The sequence below is a fragment of the Mucilaginibacter defluvii genome (assembly GCF_039543225.1).
Lineage (GTDB): Bacteria > Bacteroidota > Bacteroidia > Sphingobacteriales > Sphingobacteriaceae > Mucilaginibacter > Mucilaginibacter defluvii.
This window is the reverse complement of record NZ_BAABJI010000001.1, coordinates 810,171-826,680: the sequence shown is the minus strand read 5'-3', so window position 1 is coordinate 826,680 and position 16,510 is coordinate 810,171. Positions and strand designations below refer to the sequence as shown.

Genomic DNA, 16,510 nt, shown 5'->3' with positions numbered 1-16,510 from the left:
ATGGAATTTGGTCGTGTAGCCCCCGAAGAACTGGCATTAGTAGACTTCTCGTTGCCTGCTGATCCGCAGATCACCATTGATACCCTTGCGGCATCAAACCGGCAGGGCGGCTTGCAGGTACACGTAGGTTGCGCCAAGTGGGGCCGTAAGGAGTGGGTTGGTAAAATATATCCGTCCAAAACTAAAGACGCTAACTTTTTAGATGAATACGTTAAGCATTTTGACTGTATCGAGCTTAACGCCACCTTTTACCAGGTTTACGGTGCCGAAACCATCGCCAAATGGCGTGATAAGGCGGCTATCAACCCTGATTTCAGGTTTTGCCCCAAGTTTTCTCAGAGCATCAGTCATATCCGCCGGTTAAAGAACGCCGAAGAAATTACTACCAGCTTCTACGAGGGCATAACCGCCTTTGGCGATAAGCTGGGGCCGCTGTTTTTGCAACTGAGCGATAACTTTACCCCCAAAAGCTTCTCCGAGTTAAAGGCATACCTGGAACACCTGCCAACTGATGTACCTGTATTTGTAGAACTGCGGCACAAGGAGTGGTTTGCAGTGCCCGAGAACAACGAAAAGGTTTTCAACTTATTTAAGCAACTCAACATAGGCGCGGTAATTACCGATGCCAGCGGCCGACGAGATTGTGTGCACATGCACCTGCCAACGCCGCATGCGTTTATCCGTTTTGTAGGCAACAGCCTTGACCGTACCGACTACCTGCGGGTTGACGAATGGATTGACCGCATAAAAAAATGGGCTGATAAGGGGCTGCAATCCGTTTGGTTTTTTATGCACCAGCACGATGAACGTTACTCGCCTGAGCTGAGCGATTATGTATCGGATCAATTCAACAAAAAACTGGGATTAAACCTGATGCGGCCAAAATTTATCGGCAAGGAAAAGGGATTGTTTGATTAAGCTGATTGCGGGCGTTCCACCGCTTTACTCATCAGCCTACCGGTAAGCGCCGCAAAACCACCCAGTAACCCGCCTATTACCACAGTTACCAGCAACAAATACAGCCAGTGCGGCAGATGGAACAACGTTGCCATGCGGGTGGCTAAAATATTATCATTCGGCAGGGTTTTAAGTAACGCGAATGCCAGCCAGGCCAGCCCTACCCCTGCAAACCCCGACCAAAATGCGCTACCTGTAGTTTTTACAAAATAGGCTACTACTAAAGCAATAAGCACGGCTACCCACCAGGGCAAAAATAAGCCGCTGATAAAGGTTAATGCGAGTATGATGGCAAATAGCAACATAAGTTGATTTCTTAATTTTCAATGTCATTTCGAGCGATAGCGAGAAATCTGTAGCTTAGCTATAAACGCAGACGGATTTCACCTCGATTTAAAGCCCTCCCTTCGGGAGGGTTGGATTGGTTACTCCCCCTTGCCCGATAACGCCTCTAAATGGCGCTCCAGGCTGTACTCATCCGGGTAAAGCACATCACGTGCTTTGCTGCCCTCAAACGGACCGACTATGCCTGCAGCTTCCAACTGGTCGATAATACGGCCGGCGCGGTTATACCCCAGTTTAAGCTTGCGCTGTATCAGCGAGGTTGAGCCCTGCTGATGCAGTACGATCAGCCTTGCGGCATCCTCAAACATCGGGTCGCGGTCGTCCGGATTAAAATCTTTAGGGCCGCTGTTGTCATCGCCATCGCCCACATATTCAGGCAACATGTGCGCCGTTGGGTAACCCCGCTGATCGCCAATGTATGATGATATTTTTTCCACCTCAGGCGTATCCACAAAAGCACACTGCAAACGGATCAGATCGCTGCCGGTTGACAGCAGCATATCACCACGACCGATCAACTGATCGGCACCGCCTGCATCCAGAATGGTACGCGAATCGATCTTTGACAGTACCCTGAACGCCAGCCTCGCGGGGAAGTTTGCCTTGATGGTACCCGTAATAATATTTACTGATGGCCTTTGCGTGGCAATAACCAGGTGAATACCCACCGCACGGGCCAGCTGTGCCAAACGGGCAATCGGCATCTCCACCTCCTTACCGGCGGTCATCATCAGGTCGGCAAACTCGTCCACTATCAGTACTATAAACGGCAAAAAGCGGTGCTTCTCCGGGTTAGGTATTTTACGGTTGATGAATTTGGCATTATACTCCTTCAAGTTACGTACCTGTGCATCCTTCAACAAATCATACCGCTGATCCATCTCGATACATAACGAGTTCAGCGTATTAATCACCTTTTTAGTATCAGTAATAATAGCATCCGCCTCGTCAGGCAGTTTAGCCAAAAAGTGTCGCTCAATGCGGCGGAAAAGCGTTAACTCCACTTTCTTCGGATCGACCAATACGAATTTCAGCTCAGCCGGATGGCGTTTGTATAGCAACGATACCAGGATGGCATTAATACCAACAGACTTACCCTGACCGGTAGCACCCGCCACCAGCAAGTGAGGCATCTTGGCCAGATCGGCAATAAATACTTCGTTAGAGATGGTTTTACCCAAGGCGATAGGCAGATCCATCGTGGTGTTCTGAAACTTCTCGGTAGCGAGTACTGAACGCATCGACACCATTTCAGGGTGCTGATTAGGCACCTCGATACCAATGGTACCCTTGCCCGGCATTGGTGCAATAATACGGATGCCCAGGGCGGCAAGGCTAAGGGCGATATCATCCTCCAGGTTCTTGATCTTGGAGATACGCACCCCCGGCGCCGGGATGATCTCATACAGCGTAACGGTTGGCCCGATGGTCGCCTTTATCTTATCAATCTCAATGTTATAATGATTGAGTGTTTCAACAATCTTGTTCTTATTCGCTTCGAGTTCCTCGGCATTTACGGCTATTTTATTGGTACCATAGTTCTCCAGCAGTTCCAGCGGCGGATATTTATAGCTGGCCAGATCAAGCGTCGGGTCGAACGTACCGAACTGCTCCACAAGGTCATTGGCCTTGTCCGAATCGCTTTTCTCGATATTCAGGATGGCCGTGGGGCGTTCTGTTTCAACGGTTAAAGGTATCTCCTCTTCTTCTTCCGGTTCATGTATCACGCGTTCGTTCAACACCGGATCGGGTGTAAGTACCACGGGTTCATGGAAAACAGGCACTTCCTGAACCACCGGCTGCGGCCTTACAGGCTCGGTTTTCGGTACGTTGGCCGCCAATTTATCGCGCAGGGTGCCATGGTTATTGGCGCGCGGCCATTCAACCGGCGCTGATGGCTCTTCGTCTATCAAATCTACCGGTTCGGGCACTACATCCGGCACAGCCTCCGGCTTCACTTTCACTTTGCGCTCCGGTAGCTTAAAATCAAGGTTATAAGCAATTATCAATACCGTTAACGCGGCAAATACCAATATCCCCAAAACACCGGTCTGCCCTATCTGCGCTTCCAGTAAGCGATTGCTCCAAAAGCCAAACTGCCCTTCCAGGTAATGCGGCGTATCCCTGATAAATGAATGGAAAAAGCCAAACGCTACAGACAGAAATACAATGCAAAACAGCGTATAGGCCAGCATTTTACTTGTGGAGAACAGCCGCACCTTAAAAAGCATACGGTAACCCATCACAAAAAACACAAAAACGAACAGGAACGATGCCACGCCAAACCACTCGAAAATGAATTGATTGGCCAGCAGCGCGCCAAATTTGCCCAGCCAGTTATCAACCACCGGGTCAATGTTTTTAAGGGCGAGTTCCTGCGTGGTTTTAAACAGGTTGTCCCATCCGCCATTGGCTTTTGATACATAACTCTGATCTTCTTGCCAGGTAAAAAGATACGAGGTAAAGGCCGTTAAGAAAAAGATAGAGAGGATCAAAAAAAACAAACCGGCAACCTTTATAACACGGCCATTCTTAAGGTCGAACGTAGGTAAATGTTCGGGATTTACCTTAAACACCCTCCCTTTTTCGGGCTTCGTGCCTGGGTTTCGGGGTTTGTTTTCGTCCCTTATAGTATTGGTTTTAAACTGATTTCCTCTTGGCGGCATCTGCGATATCCTATAATAATCTTCAAATATAAAGTTAATTAGTTAACAACTTATTTGACGGTAGTTTTTAAAATTTGTTAGAAACCGGTATAAAAATTCGGCATATAAAACTTTTGCCTAACAGGCTGTAACTTATCTCGCGGCCATGTAGTCTCATAACTGAAAATTATCACATGATGAAGAAAACACTACTGGCCTTAACATGCATTATCACGTTAACCATAAACGCGTTCGCACAAAACACCTTTAATAAAGCGAAGCTCGATAACCTGCTGGAGGTGTTGGCAACAAACAACCGCAGAATGGCAAGTGTGGCCATCTCCCAAAACGGCAAAGTGATCTATCAAAAAGCTACCGGCATTGCGGCAACCGATATGCCGGCTACTGTAGAAACCAAATACCGTATTGGCTCTATCAGTAAAATGTTTACGGCTACCCTCGTTTTTCAATTGATTGATGAAGGTAAACTTCAGTTGAACGATCCATTATCTAAATGGTACCCTAAAATACCCGGGGCGGATAAAACAACCATCGGCCTGATGTTAAAGCACCGCAGCGGTCTGTTCAACTTTACTAATGATAGTACTTACCTTACCTACTATAAACAAACGCAAACAGAGCAGCAGCAGATTGCCCGGTTCGAAAAATTACCAAAAGCGTTTGATCCGGATACGAAATCAGCTTATAGCAACACCAACTATGTGCTGCTGGGTTTTATAGCGCAAAAAGTTACCGGCAAAAGCTACGCACAGCTGATAAAAGAACGTATAACCGGTAAACTCGGCCTTGATAAAACCTATGCTGGCGGTGCCATTAATACAAAGAAAGGCGAAGCGCAGTCTTTTAAATACCGCAACGGATGGCAACCGGAAACCGCTACCGATATGAGCATACCGGGCGGTGCAGGCGCCATTGTTTCCACACCCGCCGAGCTCACCCGTTTTATAGAGGGATTATTTAACGGCAAACTGGTTAGCGATAGCAGCCTGAAGGTAATGAAAAGACTTAATGGCAACTTCGGCTCTGGCATGTTTGCTTACCGCTTTGATAATAAAACTGCCTTTGGCCATAACGGCAGCATCGATGCCTTCAATTCAGCCTTGGTTTATTTTCCGGATGAAAAGTTTACCGTAGCTATTTGCAGTAACGGCGGAACATTTTCTGTTGACAACCTGCTTTTGGCGAGTTTGAAAATTTACTTTGGGCAAGCTTACCAGCTACCCGTATTCAGCAATGTAAAACTGACGGATGCTGAACTGACAAAGTATACCGGCATTTATGGTATAGTACAGGCCGCCATGAAAATCACCATCGCAAAAAAGGATGGCGTACTTACCGCGCAGGCAACCGGCCAAAGCGATTTCCCGCTGGAACCTATCGGCACGGATAAATTCGGCTTCGATCCGGCAGGCATCGTGATTACCTTTGATACCGCGAAAGGCGAGCTGAACATTGAACAGGGCAGCAGGGGCACCATATTTAAAAAAGAATAAACGCCTATTTATACAGCTTCTGGCATTTGTTGCAATAATAGCACCAGCGTTTGGTTTTGCCCAGTTCCTGCTTTATAAAGGGCACCTGGTTGCGCGGGCATTCATCCTGCTCATAGGCTTGCCAGTTGCGGCTCAACGTTCCGGCTTGTTTTTGGTCGAGAAACTCAAAGGTGTAAGTCACCGTTTGGTTGATTAACTGCTTTAGCTTAGCAGCGGGAATGGAACCGGCTATACTTTCCGGATGTACCTTTGAGCGGAACAGCGCCTCGTTCTTGATGATATTGCCCACGCCCGAAAATACCTGCTGATCCATCAGCACATCGCAGATCATACGGTTGGGTTTGGCTTTTATTTTTTCAATGACTTTATCAGGATTAAAATCATCATTCATGATATCGGCCTGCCAGTCATATATCTTGTCAAGGTCATCCTCAATCAAAAGCAATTTGGCTACATAGAAGTATAGCGTGCCATTGGTGAACTCCAGTTGCAACACGGCGTTATTTTTACCGCGCTCATCAATTTTATAGGAGCCAAACAGCATAAAATGCACGCGTACGGTAATCTTACCAAAACATAACAGCAGGTGCTTTCCCCAGGATTTAATATCGGTAAGCACCTTACCCTCCAGTATAGCAGGCTCAAACGCAGGGGTATAACCTTGTGCTGCCATAACCCGCTTGTTTATGAATTTTTGCAGGTTATTTTTGGCGATGATGATGGTTGGGCCTTCGGGCATTTGCATAATTATTTATCAACTGTAACAACCCATAGGCGTTATGATTGTTGTTAGTAAAGAGGTTTTGTTTATTGGCCTCGATCTCTTCACCTTATGAAAAAAACAGACGTACTGATTATTGGCGCCGGTGCATCAGGTTTAATGGCGGCTTATCAATTAACTAAAGCCGGCAAAACGGTAACCGTGCTCGAGGCGCGCAACCGCACGGGTGGGCGTATTCAAACCATTTATAACGAACTGTTTTTTCAGCAGGCCGAATTAGGCGCTGAGTTTGTGCATGGCAACCTGCCCGTAACCCTTCAATTACTGGATGAAGCCGGTTTAAAATACCGGCAAGCCGGGTTTGAGATGTGGCGGTATGATAACGGCCGCTTTTCGCAAAATGACGAGATAACCGCGGGCTGGGACGAAATGCTGGATAAATTAAATGAGCTTGACAACGATATGCCCCTGCTCGAGTTTCTGAATAAACACTTTGCCAGTGAGCGTTATGCCGATCTGCGTAAAAGTGCCATTCGTTTTGTATCCGGCTATGATACTGCCGACCCTGCCCTGGCCAGCGCCAAAGCCCTTGGCAACGAGTGGACTAACGAAGAGGATGACCAATACCGTGTTGCACAGGGTTATTGCCGCATGATAAAATACCTGGCAGATGCATGCAAGTCGGCTGGGAGCAGCATTGTGTTAAACACCTTAGTTAAGGAATTACGTTGGCAGGCGGGCAATGTTACGGCGATATGCGCTGATGGAAATCATTATTCAGCAGAGAAAGCTATCATTGCGCTGCCGCTGGGTGTTTTAAAAGCGCCTGCGTCGGCATCGAGTGCGGTAAGGTTCAATCCGGGTATTCCCGCCCATTTAGATGCTATACGAGATATAGGATTTGGCGCTATTATAAAAATACTGCTTGAGTTTGATGAAGCTTTTTGGCATAGTGAAGTGGTGGCTCGATTGGCAGGCGCCAATCTGAAAACCATGGGATTTTTGCTGAGCAACGAAGCTGTACCTACCTGGTGGACGCAAGCCCCAAATGCTACGCCGGTACTTACGGGCTGGCTGGGAGGCCCGGCAGCGTTTGATAAAAAGGATGCAAGCAATGATGATATGCTGCAACTCGCCCTAACATCATTAAGCCATATCTTTAAGATTGCGCCCCAAGTATTAAAAAGCAAACTGATAGCCTGGAACATTGCCAACTGGACCGCCGACCCTTTCACCCTCGGATCATACGCTTATGACATGGTTGGCAGCGACAAGGCGCGAAAGATACTCGATCAACCGGTTGATGACACCCTGTATTTTTGCGGCGAATACCTGTACGACGGTACCGCCATGGGCACCGTTGAGGCGGCGCTAAGCAGTGGGAAAAATGTGGTAGAGCGCATAAACCTCACCCCATCCCTCTCCTAAAGGAGAGGGAGCATTTTAATACTTTGACCTAATAAGATTTTTTTAAGTCCTCCCCCTTGGGGACGATTTAGGAGGGGTATACATTCCCTATAAATTACCATATTTGCAGCATGAGCAAACTTTGGCAAAAAACCACCAACGTTAACCAGTTAGTAGAAGATTTTACCGTAGGCCGCGACCGCGAGTTTGACCGCCAGATGGCCGCTTTTGATGTATTAGGTTCGCTGGCGCATACGCGCATGCTGCAAAGCATCAACCTGATGAGTGCTGAGGATCTTAAGCTGGTACAGGGCGAGCTGAAAAACATCTATAAAGAGATTGCCAACGGCGATTTTGTAATAGAGGACCATGTTGAGGATGTACACTCGCAGGTAGAACTGCTGCTTACCCGCCGCATTGGCGAGGCCGGCAAAAAAATTCACAGCGGCCGTTCACGTAACGACCAGGTACTGGTTGACCTGAAATTATTTTTTCGCCATGAGTTACAGCAGGTGGTTACTGAAACCGAAAGTTTGTTCAAGCAATTAATAGCATTGAGCGAAAAGCATAAGGATGTTTTACTGCCTGGTTATACCCATTTGCAGGTGGCTATGCCGTCATCGTTCGGCCTGTGGTTTGGCGCTTATGCCGAAAGCCTGGCCGATGACCTGGAACTGGTGCTGGCCGCTTACAAGATCACCAATAAAAATCCATTAGGTTCGGCGGCGGGTTATGGTTCATCGTTCCCGCTTAACCGCACGCTTACCACCCAGTTGCTGGGGTTTGATCGCCTTAACTATAACGTAGTTTACGCACAAATGGGCCGGGGTAAAACCGAGCGCATTATCGCACAGGCGCTATCATCCATAGCGGCAACGCTGGCTAAAATGGCAATGGACCAATGCCTGTACCTCAGCCAGAACTTCGCCTTTGTAAGCTACCCGGAAAACCTGACCACCGGCAGCAGCATAATGCCGCATAAAAAAAATCCGGATGTATGGGAAATTATGCGCGGTAAATGTAACCGCCTGCAAGCCCTGCCCAATGATGTAGCCATGATGACCACCAACCTGCCATCAGGCTATCACCGCGAACTGCAACTGCTAAAAGAGCTATTGTTCCCGGCCTTTACGGAACTAAAAAATTGCCTGCACATGGCCACCTTTATGCTGCAAAACATCGAGGTAAAAACCAATATTCTGGATGATGCCAAGTACACCTACCTCTTCAGCGTAGAAGAAGTGAATAAACAGGTATTAAGCGGCGTACCTTTCCGTGATGCTTACAAGCAGGTAGGTTTAGCTATTGAGCAAGGTAACTTTAACCCCGAAAAAACAGTAAATCATACTCACGAAGGTAGCATTGGCAACCTCGGCAATGAGCACATCAGCGCGGCGTTCAATGAATTATTATCAAGCTTTAATTTTGATAAAGTTGAGCAGGCGGTAGCGGGTTTAATACGATAACGATGAACTGGTTTATACTCATTTTAGCCGGCCTTTGCGAGGTTGGCTTTACCACCTGTTTGGGTAAAGCCAAAGAAGCTTCGGGCAGCCTGTATTGGTCGTGGATCGGCGGCTTTTTGTTTTTTTTAACTGTGAGCATGATCCTGCTATACAAAGCTACCCAAACGCTGCCGCTGGGCACAGCCTACGCCGTATGGACGGGCATTGGCGCGGTAGGCACGGTAATTATAGGTATCCTGTTTTTTAAAGAGCCGGCCAGCTTCTGGCGTTTATTTTTTATCGCCACGCTGATAAGTTCAATTGTTGGGCTTAAATTTGTATCCTCACATTAATATTATGGCAGGCATACCCACATTCAGGCTCACCAGCGAAGGCGGCGGCAATAACGGCCAGCGCCGCGAGGATATTTACCCCGGCCTTGAGGTTGATATCATCCTGAAAAAAGATCAGCGCAGCGGCAAACGCACCCGCGGCATTGTTGAAAAACTGCTCACCAGCGCGGCCTATCATTCGCGCGGTATAAAAGTAAGGTTAGAGGATGGGCAGGTTGGTCGTGTTGCCGAAATCATCGGCGACTAAAATTCGTTGCCGGCAACTGTATTATTTACCGGCGTTTATTCATATTTGATACATGAGCGGTATCAACCCCAAATTGCATAAACCTAAAGGCTTCTTTCTGCGGATCGACGCGCATTACCGTATCCTTTTCGCGCTATTGGTAGCAGGCGGAACGTATTTTATCTTCCATAATAAATCAGTACCGGCAACTATACTTACTACCTGGATCGGCTTTGCCGCCAGCATTATTATTTTGGACTGGATAGTGATATTCGGCGCTCACCCGCGAGAGATACGAAAGATAGCGAGCATTGAAGATTCGAGCCGTACATTGATCTTCATCATCGTTTTGTGCTCGGCCATCATCAGTCTGGCCGCTATATACATTCTGCTAAAATCAACCAAATGGCACACCGATGATGAAATAGCGGCCCATGTGTTTCTTTCGTTAGGCGCGGTAATAACATCCTGGTGGCTGGTGCATACCATTTTTACGTTACGCTACGCACATATTTATTATGATACACAACTGCACGCCACCAACCGTGGCCTGCAATTTCCTGATGAATCACAACCCGATTACCTGGACTTTGTGTATTTCTCCTTTGTTATTGGCATGACTTTCCAGGTCTCCGATGTGGAAATATCCTCGCGCCGCATACGTCGGCTTGCGCTGGTACATAGCCTCGTGTCCTTTGTTTTTAATACCGCCATTGTTGCGCTAAGCATCAATATTGTTTCGAGCCTCATATCAAACTAAAAAGCCGGACTTCTCAGTCCGGCTCTAAAATAACCTGTTATATAATTTACATTTTAGCCAACGTTGCTTTTAAGGTTTTTACCGCTTCTGTGCTGTTTTTTGATGAAGCGAATATATCCTGCGAGGTAGCATTAGCGCCGTAAAAATTAGCGATGGATGTTTTGTCTATTGCCAGGTTTGAACCATTAATGCTGATACCGGCAAACAATCCTTTACTACGTGAGTAAGAGTAGATCTCGGCATCCAACTCATGATCGGTACTGGCGCTCGAACTGCGGCCAACCGGACCAGCCGTTGCCGACACATCACCACCGATGGTAAAGTCGCCGTTTTTAACCTTGGTTAGCACGCCTTTGCTTTTAAACACCAGCACCAGATCCACCGATTGAACACCAATCTGGAAACCGATGCTACCGCCGGTCATGGTTATAAATACCGGGTCGCTCCAGCTACCGTCGGCCAGTTTTACCATGGCCACGCCTTTGCCGCGTTTACCTCCAATGCCAAAGCCCGCGTTAATCAACTTGGGTATTACAACAAGGCCCTGGTATTCCTGCAACAATTCGTGCGGTATGCTCTCTTTCATCTTGGTAAATGCCGTAAGCACCTCGGTTGATTTGTTTATTCTTTCAGTTTCCTTGCCTGCGTCAGCGGCCGAAGTCAGTATAAAAAACACGCTTAACAAAAGCGGGAGTTTTAAGAATTTTAACGTTTTCATAAGCTCTTTAAATGTTTGGTATCGTCTAAGTATTTAGCTGCAATATTACAACCAACAAGCATAACGCTTGTTTACCTAAACGCGCATTTTACTTTATTATGATAGGCCGGGCAGGCGTTAAATTTGCATGGCCGGGCATTTAATTATCTTTGCAGTGATGAACAAACCCGGTAAAGAACAAATATTTTCTATCAACAATGATGCTGAGTTTAACCGCGCCGTAATTGATGTGTTCAGTTACCAGGCTGAGCATAACATTGTTTACAAGGAGTTTTTAAGCGGATTAAATGTTGATGCAGCTTCGGTAAACAAGGTTAGCAGCATTCCGTTTTTGCCGGTGGAGTTCTTTAAATCGCAGGCGGTAGTTACCTCGCACGATGATATTGAGGTTACCTTTACCAGTTCGGGCACTACCGGCATAATTACCAGCTGCCACCATGTTGCCGATGTAAGCTGGTATGTGGAGAGTTTTCGCAAGGCATTTGGTTTATTTTATGGCGATATAAAGAATTATACGGTACTGGCCCTGCTGCCCTCCTACCTGGAGCGAGAAGGTTCATCGCTTATTTATATGGCTGAGGATCTGATCAAACAATCAAACAATCCCGACAGCGGTTTTTACCTGTACAATCATGCCGACCTGTTTCATCAGCTTAAAAAACAGCAGGAGCTTAAAAGGCCAACATTATTATTAGGCGTAACCTTTGCCCTGCTCAATTTCATTGAGCTCTACCCGATAGATTTCCCGGAGCTGATTGTGATGGAAACCGGGGGCATGAAAGGCCGCCGTAAGGAAATGATCCGTGATGAACTGCACGCTACGCTTTGCCAGGGCTTTGGCGTTAGTGCGATACATTCGGAATACGGCATGACGGAACTGCTCTCGCAGGCTTATTCAAAAGGCGAGGGTGTATTTAACTGCCCGCCCTGGATGCGCATCATCACCCGCGACCCAAATGACCCGTTAAGTTTAATGGAAACGGGCAAAACGGGCGGCGTTAACATTATTGATCTGGCTAATATCAACTCCTGTTCTTTTATTGCCACGCAGGATTTGGGTAAGGTTTATGCCGACGGCTCCTTTGAGATACTTGGACGCTTTGATAATTCGGACATTCGCGGCTGTAATTTACTGATAGCCTAAAACTTAATTTGCGCATATTAGTATTTTACTATTTTTGCGTTAAAGCCCAAAGCTAAATTTATGATTGAAAAGTATCTTAACGATCAGCAGGATGCCGCTGCCGTTGAAAAAGTATATACGCGCCTGGTTGACCTGCTTACAACCGGCGAAGAAATATTGTACATAGCCGTACAAAAAAAACCGCTGGTAAACCTGTTTCCTGATTGTATCGCGCTTACCAATAAGCGGGTACTATTTTTTACCCCCGCTAACCTAGGCCTTTCCATAAAGTTTATCGATTTTGTTTGGAAGGATATTGTGGATGTATACACCAAGGAAGAGATCATTGGCGCGGTATTCACCGTAAAAACGGTTAACGGTGCCGAAATGGGTGTTGATTACCTGCCTAAAGTACAGGCGCGCAAACTTTATCAGTACTCACAGGAACGCAAAGAGGCCGAACGTGAAGCCCGCCGCCTGCGCGAGTTGGAAGAAAAACGCGCCGAATCAGGTTCAGTTAATATTGATAACCCCGGCCATGTGGCTATACAGCCGCCTGTACCAGCCCCGGTTGCCCCTGCTCCCGAACCTATACTGGTACCGGAGCCTGTTAAGGAAGAACCGGTTGCCAAACCCGATGAGCTGACCGAAAAGCTCAAGAAGCTGAAAATGCTTTTTGACAACAGCCTGATCTCGCAGGAAGAGTATAACCAAAAAAAGCTGGAACTACTTAAAGATTTGTAATAGCAGCAGCTAAGCCCGGAGTAAGCATGAAATATATTTATCTGCTTTTTATAGCACTCTACCTTAACCCGGTCTTAGCGCAACAAAAGCTGCCTGTTATAAAAGCGACCTCAAAAAAGGCAAGTATAAGGGACGGCGGCTTTCTGGACAAAGATGCCTGGAACCTGTCGCCCCAAATAAGGCCCGACGTTTATACAGCCGAACGCACCCGCGAAACCAAGTGGGTTACCTTTTATACCGATATCGATTCCATCAGGGTAAAGGTTACACCCGGCAGCCGTTTTAATTTTGTGGTTTTACTTAATGGTATTGATTCGTGTTATACGCAGATAGCCAGCGCCATTTCGCCGCAAACAAAACAGAAGGTTGCCGCCGCTACTGATACCATTCCGTTTGAGCTGACGGCATTTAACGCCATTAAGGTAAAATGCATATTAAATAACATTGATACCTTAAACATGCATTTTGATGTTGGCTCATTTGATTTCCGCATTATACGTGATGCTATGCTTAATAAAACGCACCTGCTTACCGGTCAGCGCGGCCAGACTAAGCCTGATTTCAGTAAGGCGGATAAGATCAGTAAAATACAAATGGGCAATACGATATGGAACAATCCCGAGGTAGCCATAAACAACCAAACCGCGCATGAAATGGATGGCCGCTTTGGCTGGAACCTGTTTGAAGGCAAGGTTGTTGAAGTGAATTACGACAAGCACCTCTTACTGATCCATACACAACTACCGGCTTATTTAAAGGGATATGATAAGCTGAAACTCAAATTTATCCGCTCGTTTGTATGCGTTGGCGGTAGTTTCCTCATCAATGGCAAGCGCTATACGGGTGATTTTTTGATGGATACCGGTGCCGACCGTGCCATGATATTGGACAGCAGTTGGGTAGCCCGCAATAATTTTCCGCAAAATTTAAAAGTAGCTAAACAGTTAGAGGCCTTAGATCCGCGGGGCGTGAAATATCCCGTAAAAGCAGTTGTTGCACCCTTATATCAATTAGGAAAGTTCAGGCTCAATAACGTACCTGCGCTAATGCTAAGCGGCAAAAACCCGGTTGGGTTTGAAATAAATTATTTAGGCAACGATCTGCTCAAGCGGTTTAACCTGGTATTTGATTTTCAGCACGATCAGTTGTACCTGAAACCGAACGTGTTGATTAATTCAGATTATAGGAGCTAACAGCTATAACAACCTGTCGTCAAACCTGAAAGGAGAAACATGTATAATCCGGGCTTTTTCCATGTCGGCATGGCGTGGGTTGATCAGATAATTAAACTCTGCCGGAACAATGATGGATGGCACCGCCATAATTAAATATTCCTGCTTTTTCAAAAACTCATCGCCCATACGCCTGGTGAAATTTGATACCGATATATCATCGTGCCAGTTATTAGGCAATGTTTGAACAGCTACCTGCAAAATGCTGTTACCGGGTAATTCAATTTCGACCAGGCAATAATTATCAGGCACTAAAAGTGGTGGTAAGTGCACCAACACCTCTAACATAGCTAATGATCGTGATGATGCGGTGTACAGCATCGGCCTGCCTTCGCTGTTCCAGCGGCCGCCATAGAGGCGTGCGCCGGTACCGGCAAGGTCGCGCCCGTAATCGCAGCTTGTAATGCGGTAAACTATCATTTACAGTTTTAAGCGAATATACCGTGCTCAATGCGGCCCAACTCACGGAACACCATATCAAAACCTGCTGAGGTGTCCAGTAACGAAACCGGGGTTTCACCTTTAAACACATAAGATGGTGTTTTTACCCATTGCCTGAATTTATCGGCGGAGCCAAAAACCTCTTCACCGCGTTTGTACAGGCGGGCAAGCTCAACCGCCTTTTCGGCGTATTCCTTTTTAATGATGGCATCATCTTCGTAGCGTTGCAGCGTACGCTCAGAGATGTGCAGTATGTTGGCTAACTCCTGAATGCTCAGCGATATTTTTTTGGCAAGGCTAAGCAACACATGTTTAGGGAAACCCTGCCTTGCCAGTGTAATAATATCAAATTCGGTATTGAATTTTAATGATTTACTGCTACCCAATAAATTATAGTATGGCGTAGGCGTTGGCAGGTACGCTACCATCGGCTCATTCAATTCATTTTTTGTATCCTTTTTCATAACTCCGACATTCATACAAATATAAATACAAAATGTCGAAATTTATGTTTATTCAGCAATAATTAAAAAATAATTTTTCTTCCCTTTTTGAGCAACCAAGTATTTGCCATTAATTAAGTTTTCAGCATTGAAAATATCGTCAGGCGTAGCTATCTTGTTTTTGTTAACCGCTACACCGCCACCCTGTATCATCTTTTTAGCTTCACCTTTTGATGGAAATACGGTGGTTTTTCCGGCTAATAACTCCGTAGCGTTAATACCTTCGTTAAGCTCGTTAAGTGAAATGTTAAAGTTAGGCACACCCTCAAATATGCCTTTTACTTCAGCGTCAGTAAGTTCATTCAAAAATTCTATACCTACATTACCGAATAAAAAGTCCGACGATTTTATGGCTTTTTCATAAGCAGTTTCACCGTGTACTCGTATAGTAATATCCTTCGCCAATGCTTTTTGCAATGTGCGCAAGTGCGGTGCTGCATCATGTTCGGCATCCAGGGCCTCTATAGTTCCCCTATCTAATAAAGTAAATATGCGGATGTAGCTTTTGGCATCGGCATCGGTACTGTTAAGCCAGAACTGGTAAAACTGATAAGGCGATGTGCGTGCCGGGTCAAGCCACACCGCGCCGCTTTCGGTTTTACCGAATTTAGTACCATCGGCCTTTTTAATTAATTGCGTAGTTAAAGCAAAGGCCGAACCTGCATCCTTACGGCGTATAAACTCAGTACCGGTAACTATATTACCCCACTGATCGCTGCCACCCATCTGCAATATACAGTTATGGTTTTTCCAGAGATAGTAAAAATCATAACCCTGCACCAACTGGTAAGTAAACTCCGTGAACGACATGCCGGTATCGCCCTCTAAGCGTTTTTTAACCGAATCTTTGGCCATCATATAGTTTACGGTAATGTGCTTGCCTACGTCGCGGATAAAATCCAGGAAAGTAAAATTCTTGAACCAATCGTAATTGTTAACCATTTGCGCGCTGTTGGCGCCGCTGTTAAAATTCAGAAACTGCTCCAGTTGCTTTTTTACACATTCCAGGTTATGCTGCAGCACATCCTCTGAAAGTAAATTACGCTCCTGCGATTTGCCTGATGGGTCGCCCACCATACCGGTAGCGCCTCCTACCAGCGCATAAGGCTTATGCCCGGCGCGCTGAAAATGGATCAGCGTCATGATCTGGGTAAGGTGCCCCACGTGCAGCGAGTCGGCGGTAGGGTCAAAACCGATATAGCCCGAGGCCATTCCCTTATTAAGTTCTTCCTCAGTTCCGGGCATAATATCATGCAGCATGCCCCGCCAGCGTAATTCTTCAACAAAGTTCATTGTACTTGATTTTCAAAAGCTGCAAAGATAAAATAATAACATTATTGCCACCGTTCTCATTAAAAATTAGTAAATTGGGATGA

Annotated in this window: 17 protein-coding genes; 10 read left to right on the top strand and 7 right to left on the bottom strand. The window is 46.3% G+C overall.

Features of this window, described 5'->3' with window-relative positions; genetic code table 11:
• Nucleotides 1-918, top strand: a complete 918-nt coding sequence (locus ABD960_RS03660; protein ID WP_345329532.1) for a DUF72 domain-containing protein — start codon at nucleotides 1-3, stop codon at nucleotides 916-918.
• Here ABD960_RS03660 and ABD960_RS03655 read toward each other — a convergent pair.
• Together ABD960_RS03655 and ABD960_RS03650 are read right to left on the bottom strand one after the other, a co-directional pair.
• Nucleotides 915-1,262, bottom strand: coding sequence for a hypothetical protein (locus ABD960_RS03655; RefSeq protein ID WP_345329531.1), 348 nt, complete (start codon nucleotides 1,260-1,262; stop codon nucleotides 915-917). The two genes, ABD960_RS03660 and ABD960_RS03655, sit on opposite strands and share 4 nt — an antisense overlap.
• A 120-nt stretch (nucleotides 1,263-1,382) precedes the next feature.
• Nucleotides 1,383-3,968, bottom strand: a complete 2,586-nt coding sequence (locus ABD960_RS03650) for an FtsK/SpoIIIE family DNA translocase (RefSeq protein WP_345329530.1) — start codon at nucleotides 3,966-3,968, stop codon at nucleotides 1,383-1,385.
• Nucleotides 3,969-4,141: 173 nt separating this feature from the next.
• Between ABD960_RS03650 and ABD960_RS03645 the strand changes: the two genes are divergently transcribed.
• Nucleotides 4,142-5,461: a serine hydrolase domain-containing protein gene (locus ABD960_RS03645; protein WP_345329529.1), complete on the top strand. Its 1,320-nt coding sequence runs from the start codon at nucleotides 4,142-4,144 to the stop codon at nucleotides 5,459-5,461.
• A gap of 4 nt (nucleotides 5,462-5,465) precedes the next feature.
• Here the strand turns inward: ABD960_RS03645 and ABD960_RS03640 are convergent, their stop codons facing one another.
• Nucleotides 5,466-6,200 carry a DNA-formamidopyrimidine glycosylase family protein gene (locus ABD960_RS03640; protein ID WP_345329528.1) on the bottom strand — a complete coding sequence of 245 codons (735 nt, stop codon included), beginning with the start codon at nucleotides 6,198-6,200 and terminating at the stop codon, nucleotides 5,466-5,468.
• A 93-nt stretch (nucleotides 6,201-6,293) separates the two neighbouring features.
• On the opposite strand from ABD960_RS03640, the gene ABD960_RS03635 reads away from it, so the two are divergent.
• The 5 genes from ABD960_RS03635 to ABD960_RS03615 all read left to right on the top strand — a co-directional run bounded on the left by ABD960_RS03635 (nucleotide 6,294) and on the right by ABD960_RS03615 (nucleotide 10,373).
• Nucleotides 6,294-7,610 carry a flavin monoamine oxidase family protein gene (locus ABD960_RS03635; RefSeq protein ID WP_345329527.1) on the top strand — a complete coding sequence of 439 codons (1,317 nt, stop codon included), beginning with the start codon at nucleotides 6,294-6,296 and terminating at the stop codon, nucleotides 7,608-7,610.
• A gap of 110 nt (nucleotides 7,611-7,720) precedes the next feature.
• The gene (gene argH / locus ABD960_RS03630) at nucleotides 7,721-9,055 is read left to right on the top strand and encodes an argininosuccinate lyase (protein WP_345329526.1); all 1,335 of its coding nucleotides are present in this window, start codon (nucleotides 7,721-7,723) and stop codon (nucleotides 9,053-9,055) included.
• A gap of 2 nt (nucleotides 9,056-9,057) precedes the next feature.
• Nucleotides 9,058-9,387: a DMT family transporter gene (locus tag ABD960_RS03625; protein WP_345329525.1), complete on the top strand. Its 330-nt coding sequence runs from the start codon at nucleotides 9,058-9,060 to the stop codon at nucleotides 9,385-9,387.
• Between the two features lie 4 nt (nucleotides 9,388-9,391).
• Nucleotides 9,392-9,634, top strand: coding sequence for a YwbE family protein (locus tag ABD960_RS03620; protein ID WP_345329524.1), 243 nt, complete (start codon nucleotides 9,392-9,394; stop codon nucleotides 9,632-9,634).
• A gap of 52 nt (nucleotides 9,635-9,686) precedes the next feature.
• Complete coding sequence (locus ABD960_RS03615) at nucleotides 9,687-10,373, top strand: DUF1345 domain-containing protein (protein ID WP_345329523.1); 687 nt, start codon at nucleotides 9,687-9,689, stop codon at nucleotides 10,371-10,373.
• A 46-nt stretch (nucleotides 10,374-10,419) separates the two neighbouring features.
• On the opposite strand, the gene ABD960_RS03610 is transcribed toward ABD960_RS03615, so the two are convergent.
• A complete protein-coding gene (locus ABD960_RS03610) occupies nucleotides 10,420-11,091 on the bottom strand; it encodes a lipid-binding SYLF domain-containing protein (RefSeq protein ID WP_345329522.1) in 672 nt (223 codons plus the stop codon).
• 157 nt (nucleotides 11,092-11,248) lie between these two features.
• Between ABD960_RS03610 and ABD960_RS03605 the strand changes: the two genes are divergently transcribed.
• Genes ABD960_RS03605 through ABD960_RS03595 form a run of 3 tightly spaced genes read left to right on the top strand, consistent with a single transcriptional unit; the run spans nucleotide 11,249 to nucleotide 14,151 of the window.
• Nucleotides 11,249-12,235, top strand: a complete 987-nt coding sequence (locus ABD960_RS03605; protein WP_345330077.1) for a LuxE/PaaK family acyltransferase — start codon at nucleotides 11,249-11,251, stop codon at nucleotides 12,233-12,235.
• A 60-nt stretch (nucleotides 12,236-12,295) separates the two neighbouring features.
• Nucleotides 12,296-12,958 carry a PH domain-containing protein gene (locus tag ABD960_RS03600; RefSeq protein WP_345329521.1) on the top strand — a complete coding sequence of 221 codons (663 nt, stop codon included), beginning with the start codon at nucleotides 12,296-12,298 and terminating at the stop codon, nucleotides 12,956-12,958.
• 26 nt (nucleotides 12,959-12,984) lie between these two features.
• Nucleotides 12,985-14,151, top strand: a complete 1,167-nt coding sequence (locus ABD960_RS03595; protein ID WP_345329520.1) for an aspartyl protease family protein — start codon at nucleotides 12,985-12,987, stop codon at nucleotides 14,149-14,151.
• A 3-nt stretch (nucleotides 14,152-14,154) separates the two neighbouring features.
• Here ABD960_RS03595 and ABD960_RS03590 read toward each other — a convergent pair whose 3' ends face one another.
• From ABD960_RS03590 to tyrS, 3 genes are read right to left on the bottom strand one after another with little or no spacing between them, the layout of a single operon-like run.
• Nucleotides 14,155-14,610, bottom strand: a complete 456-nt coding sequence (locus ABD960_RS03590; protein ID WP_345329519.1) for an RES family NAD+ phosphorylase — start codon at nucleotides 14,608-14,610, stop codon at nucleotides 14,155-14,157.
• A gap of 8 nt (nucleotides 14,611-14,618) precedes the next feature.
• On the bottom strand, nucleotides 14,619-15,095 hold the full coding sequence (parS, locus tag ABD960_RS03585; protein ID WP_345329517.1) for a type II RES/Xre toxin-antitoxin system antitoxin: 477 nt from the start codon (nucleotides 15,093-15,095) through the stop codon (nucleotides 14,619-14,621).
• Nucleotides 15,096-15,143: 48 nt separating this feature from the next.
• Nucleotides 15,144-16,427, bottom strand: a complete 1,284-nt coding sequence (tyrS, locus tag ABD960_RS03580) for a tyrosine--tRNA ligase (RefSeq protein ID WP_345329516.1) — start codon at nucleotides 16,425-16,427, stop codon at nucleotides 15,144-15,146.
• Nucleotides 16,428-16,510: the final 83 nt, after the last annotated feature.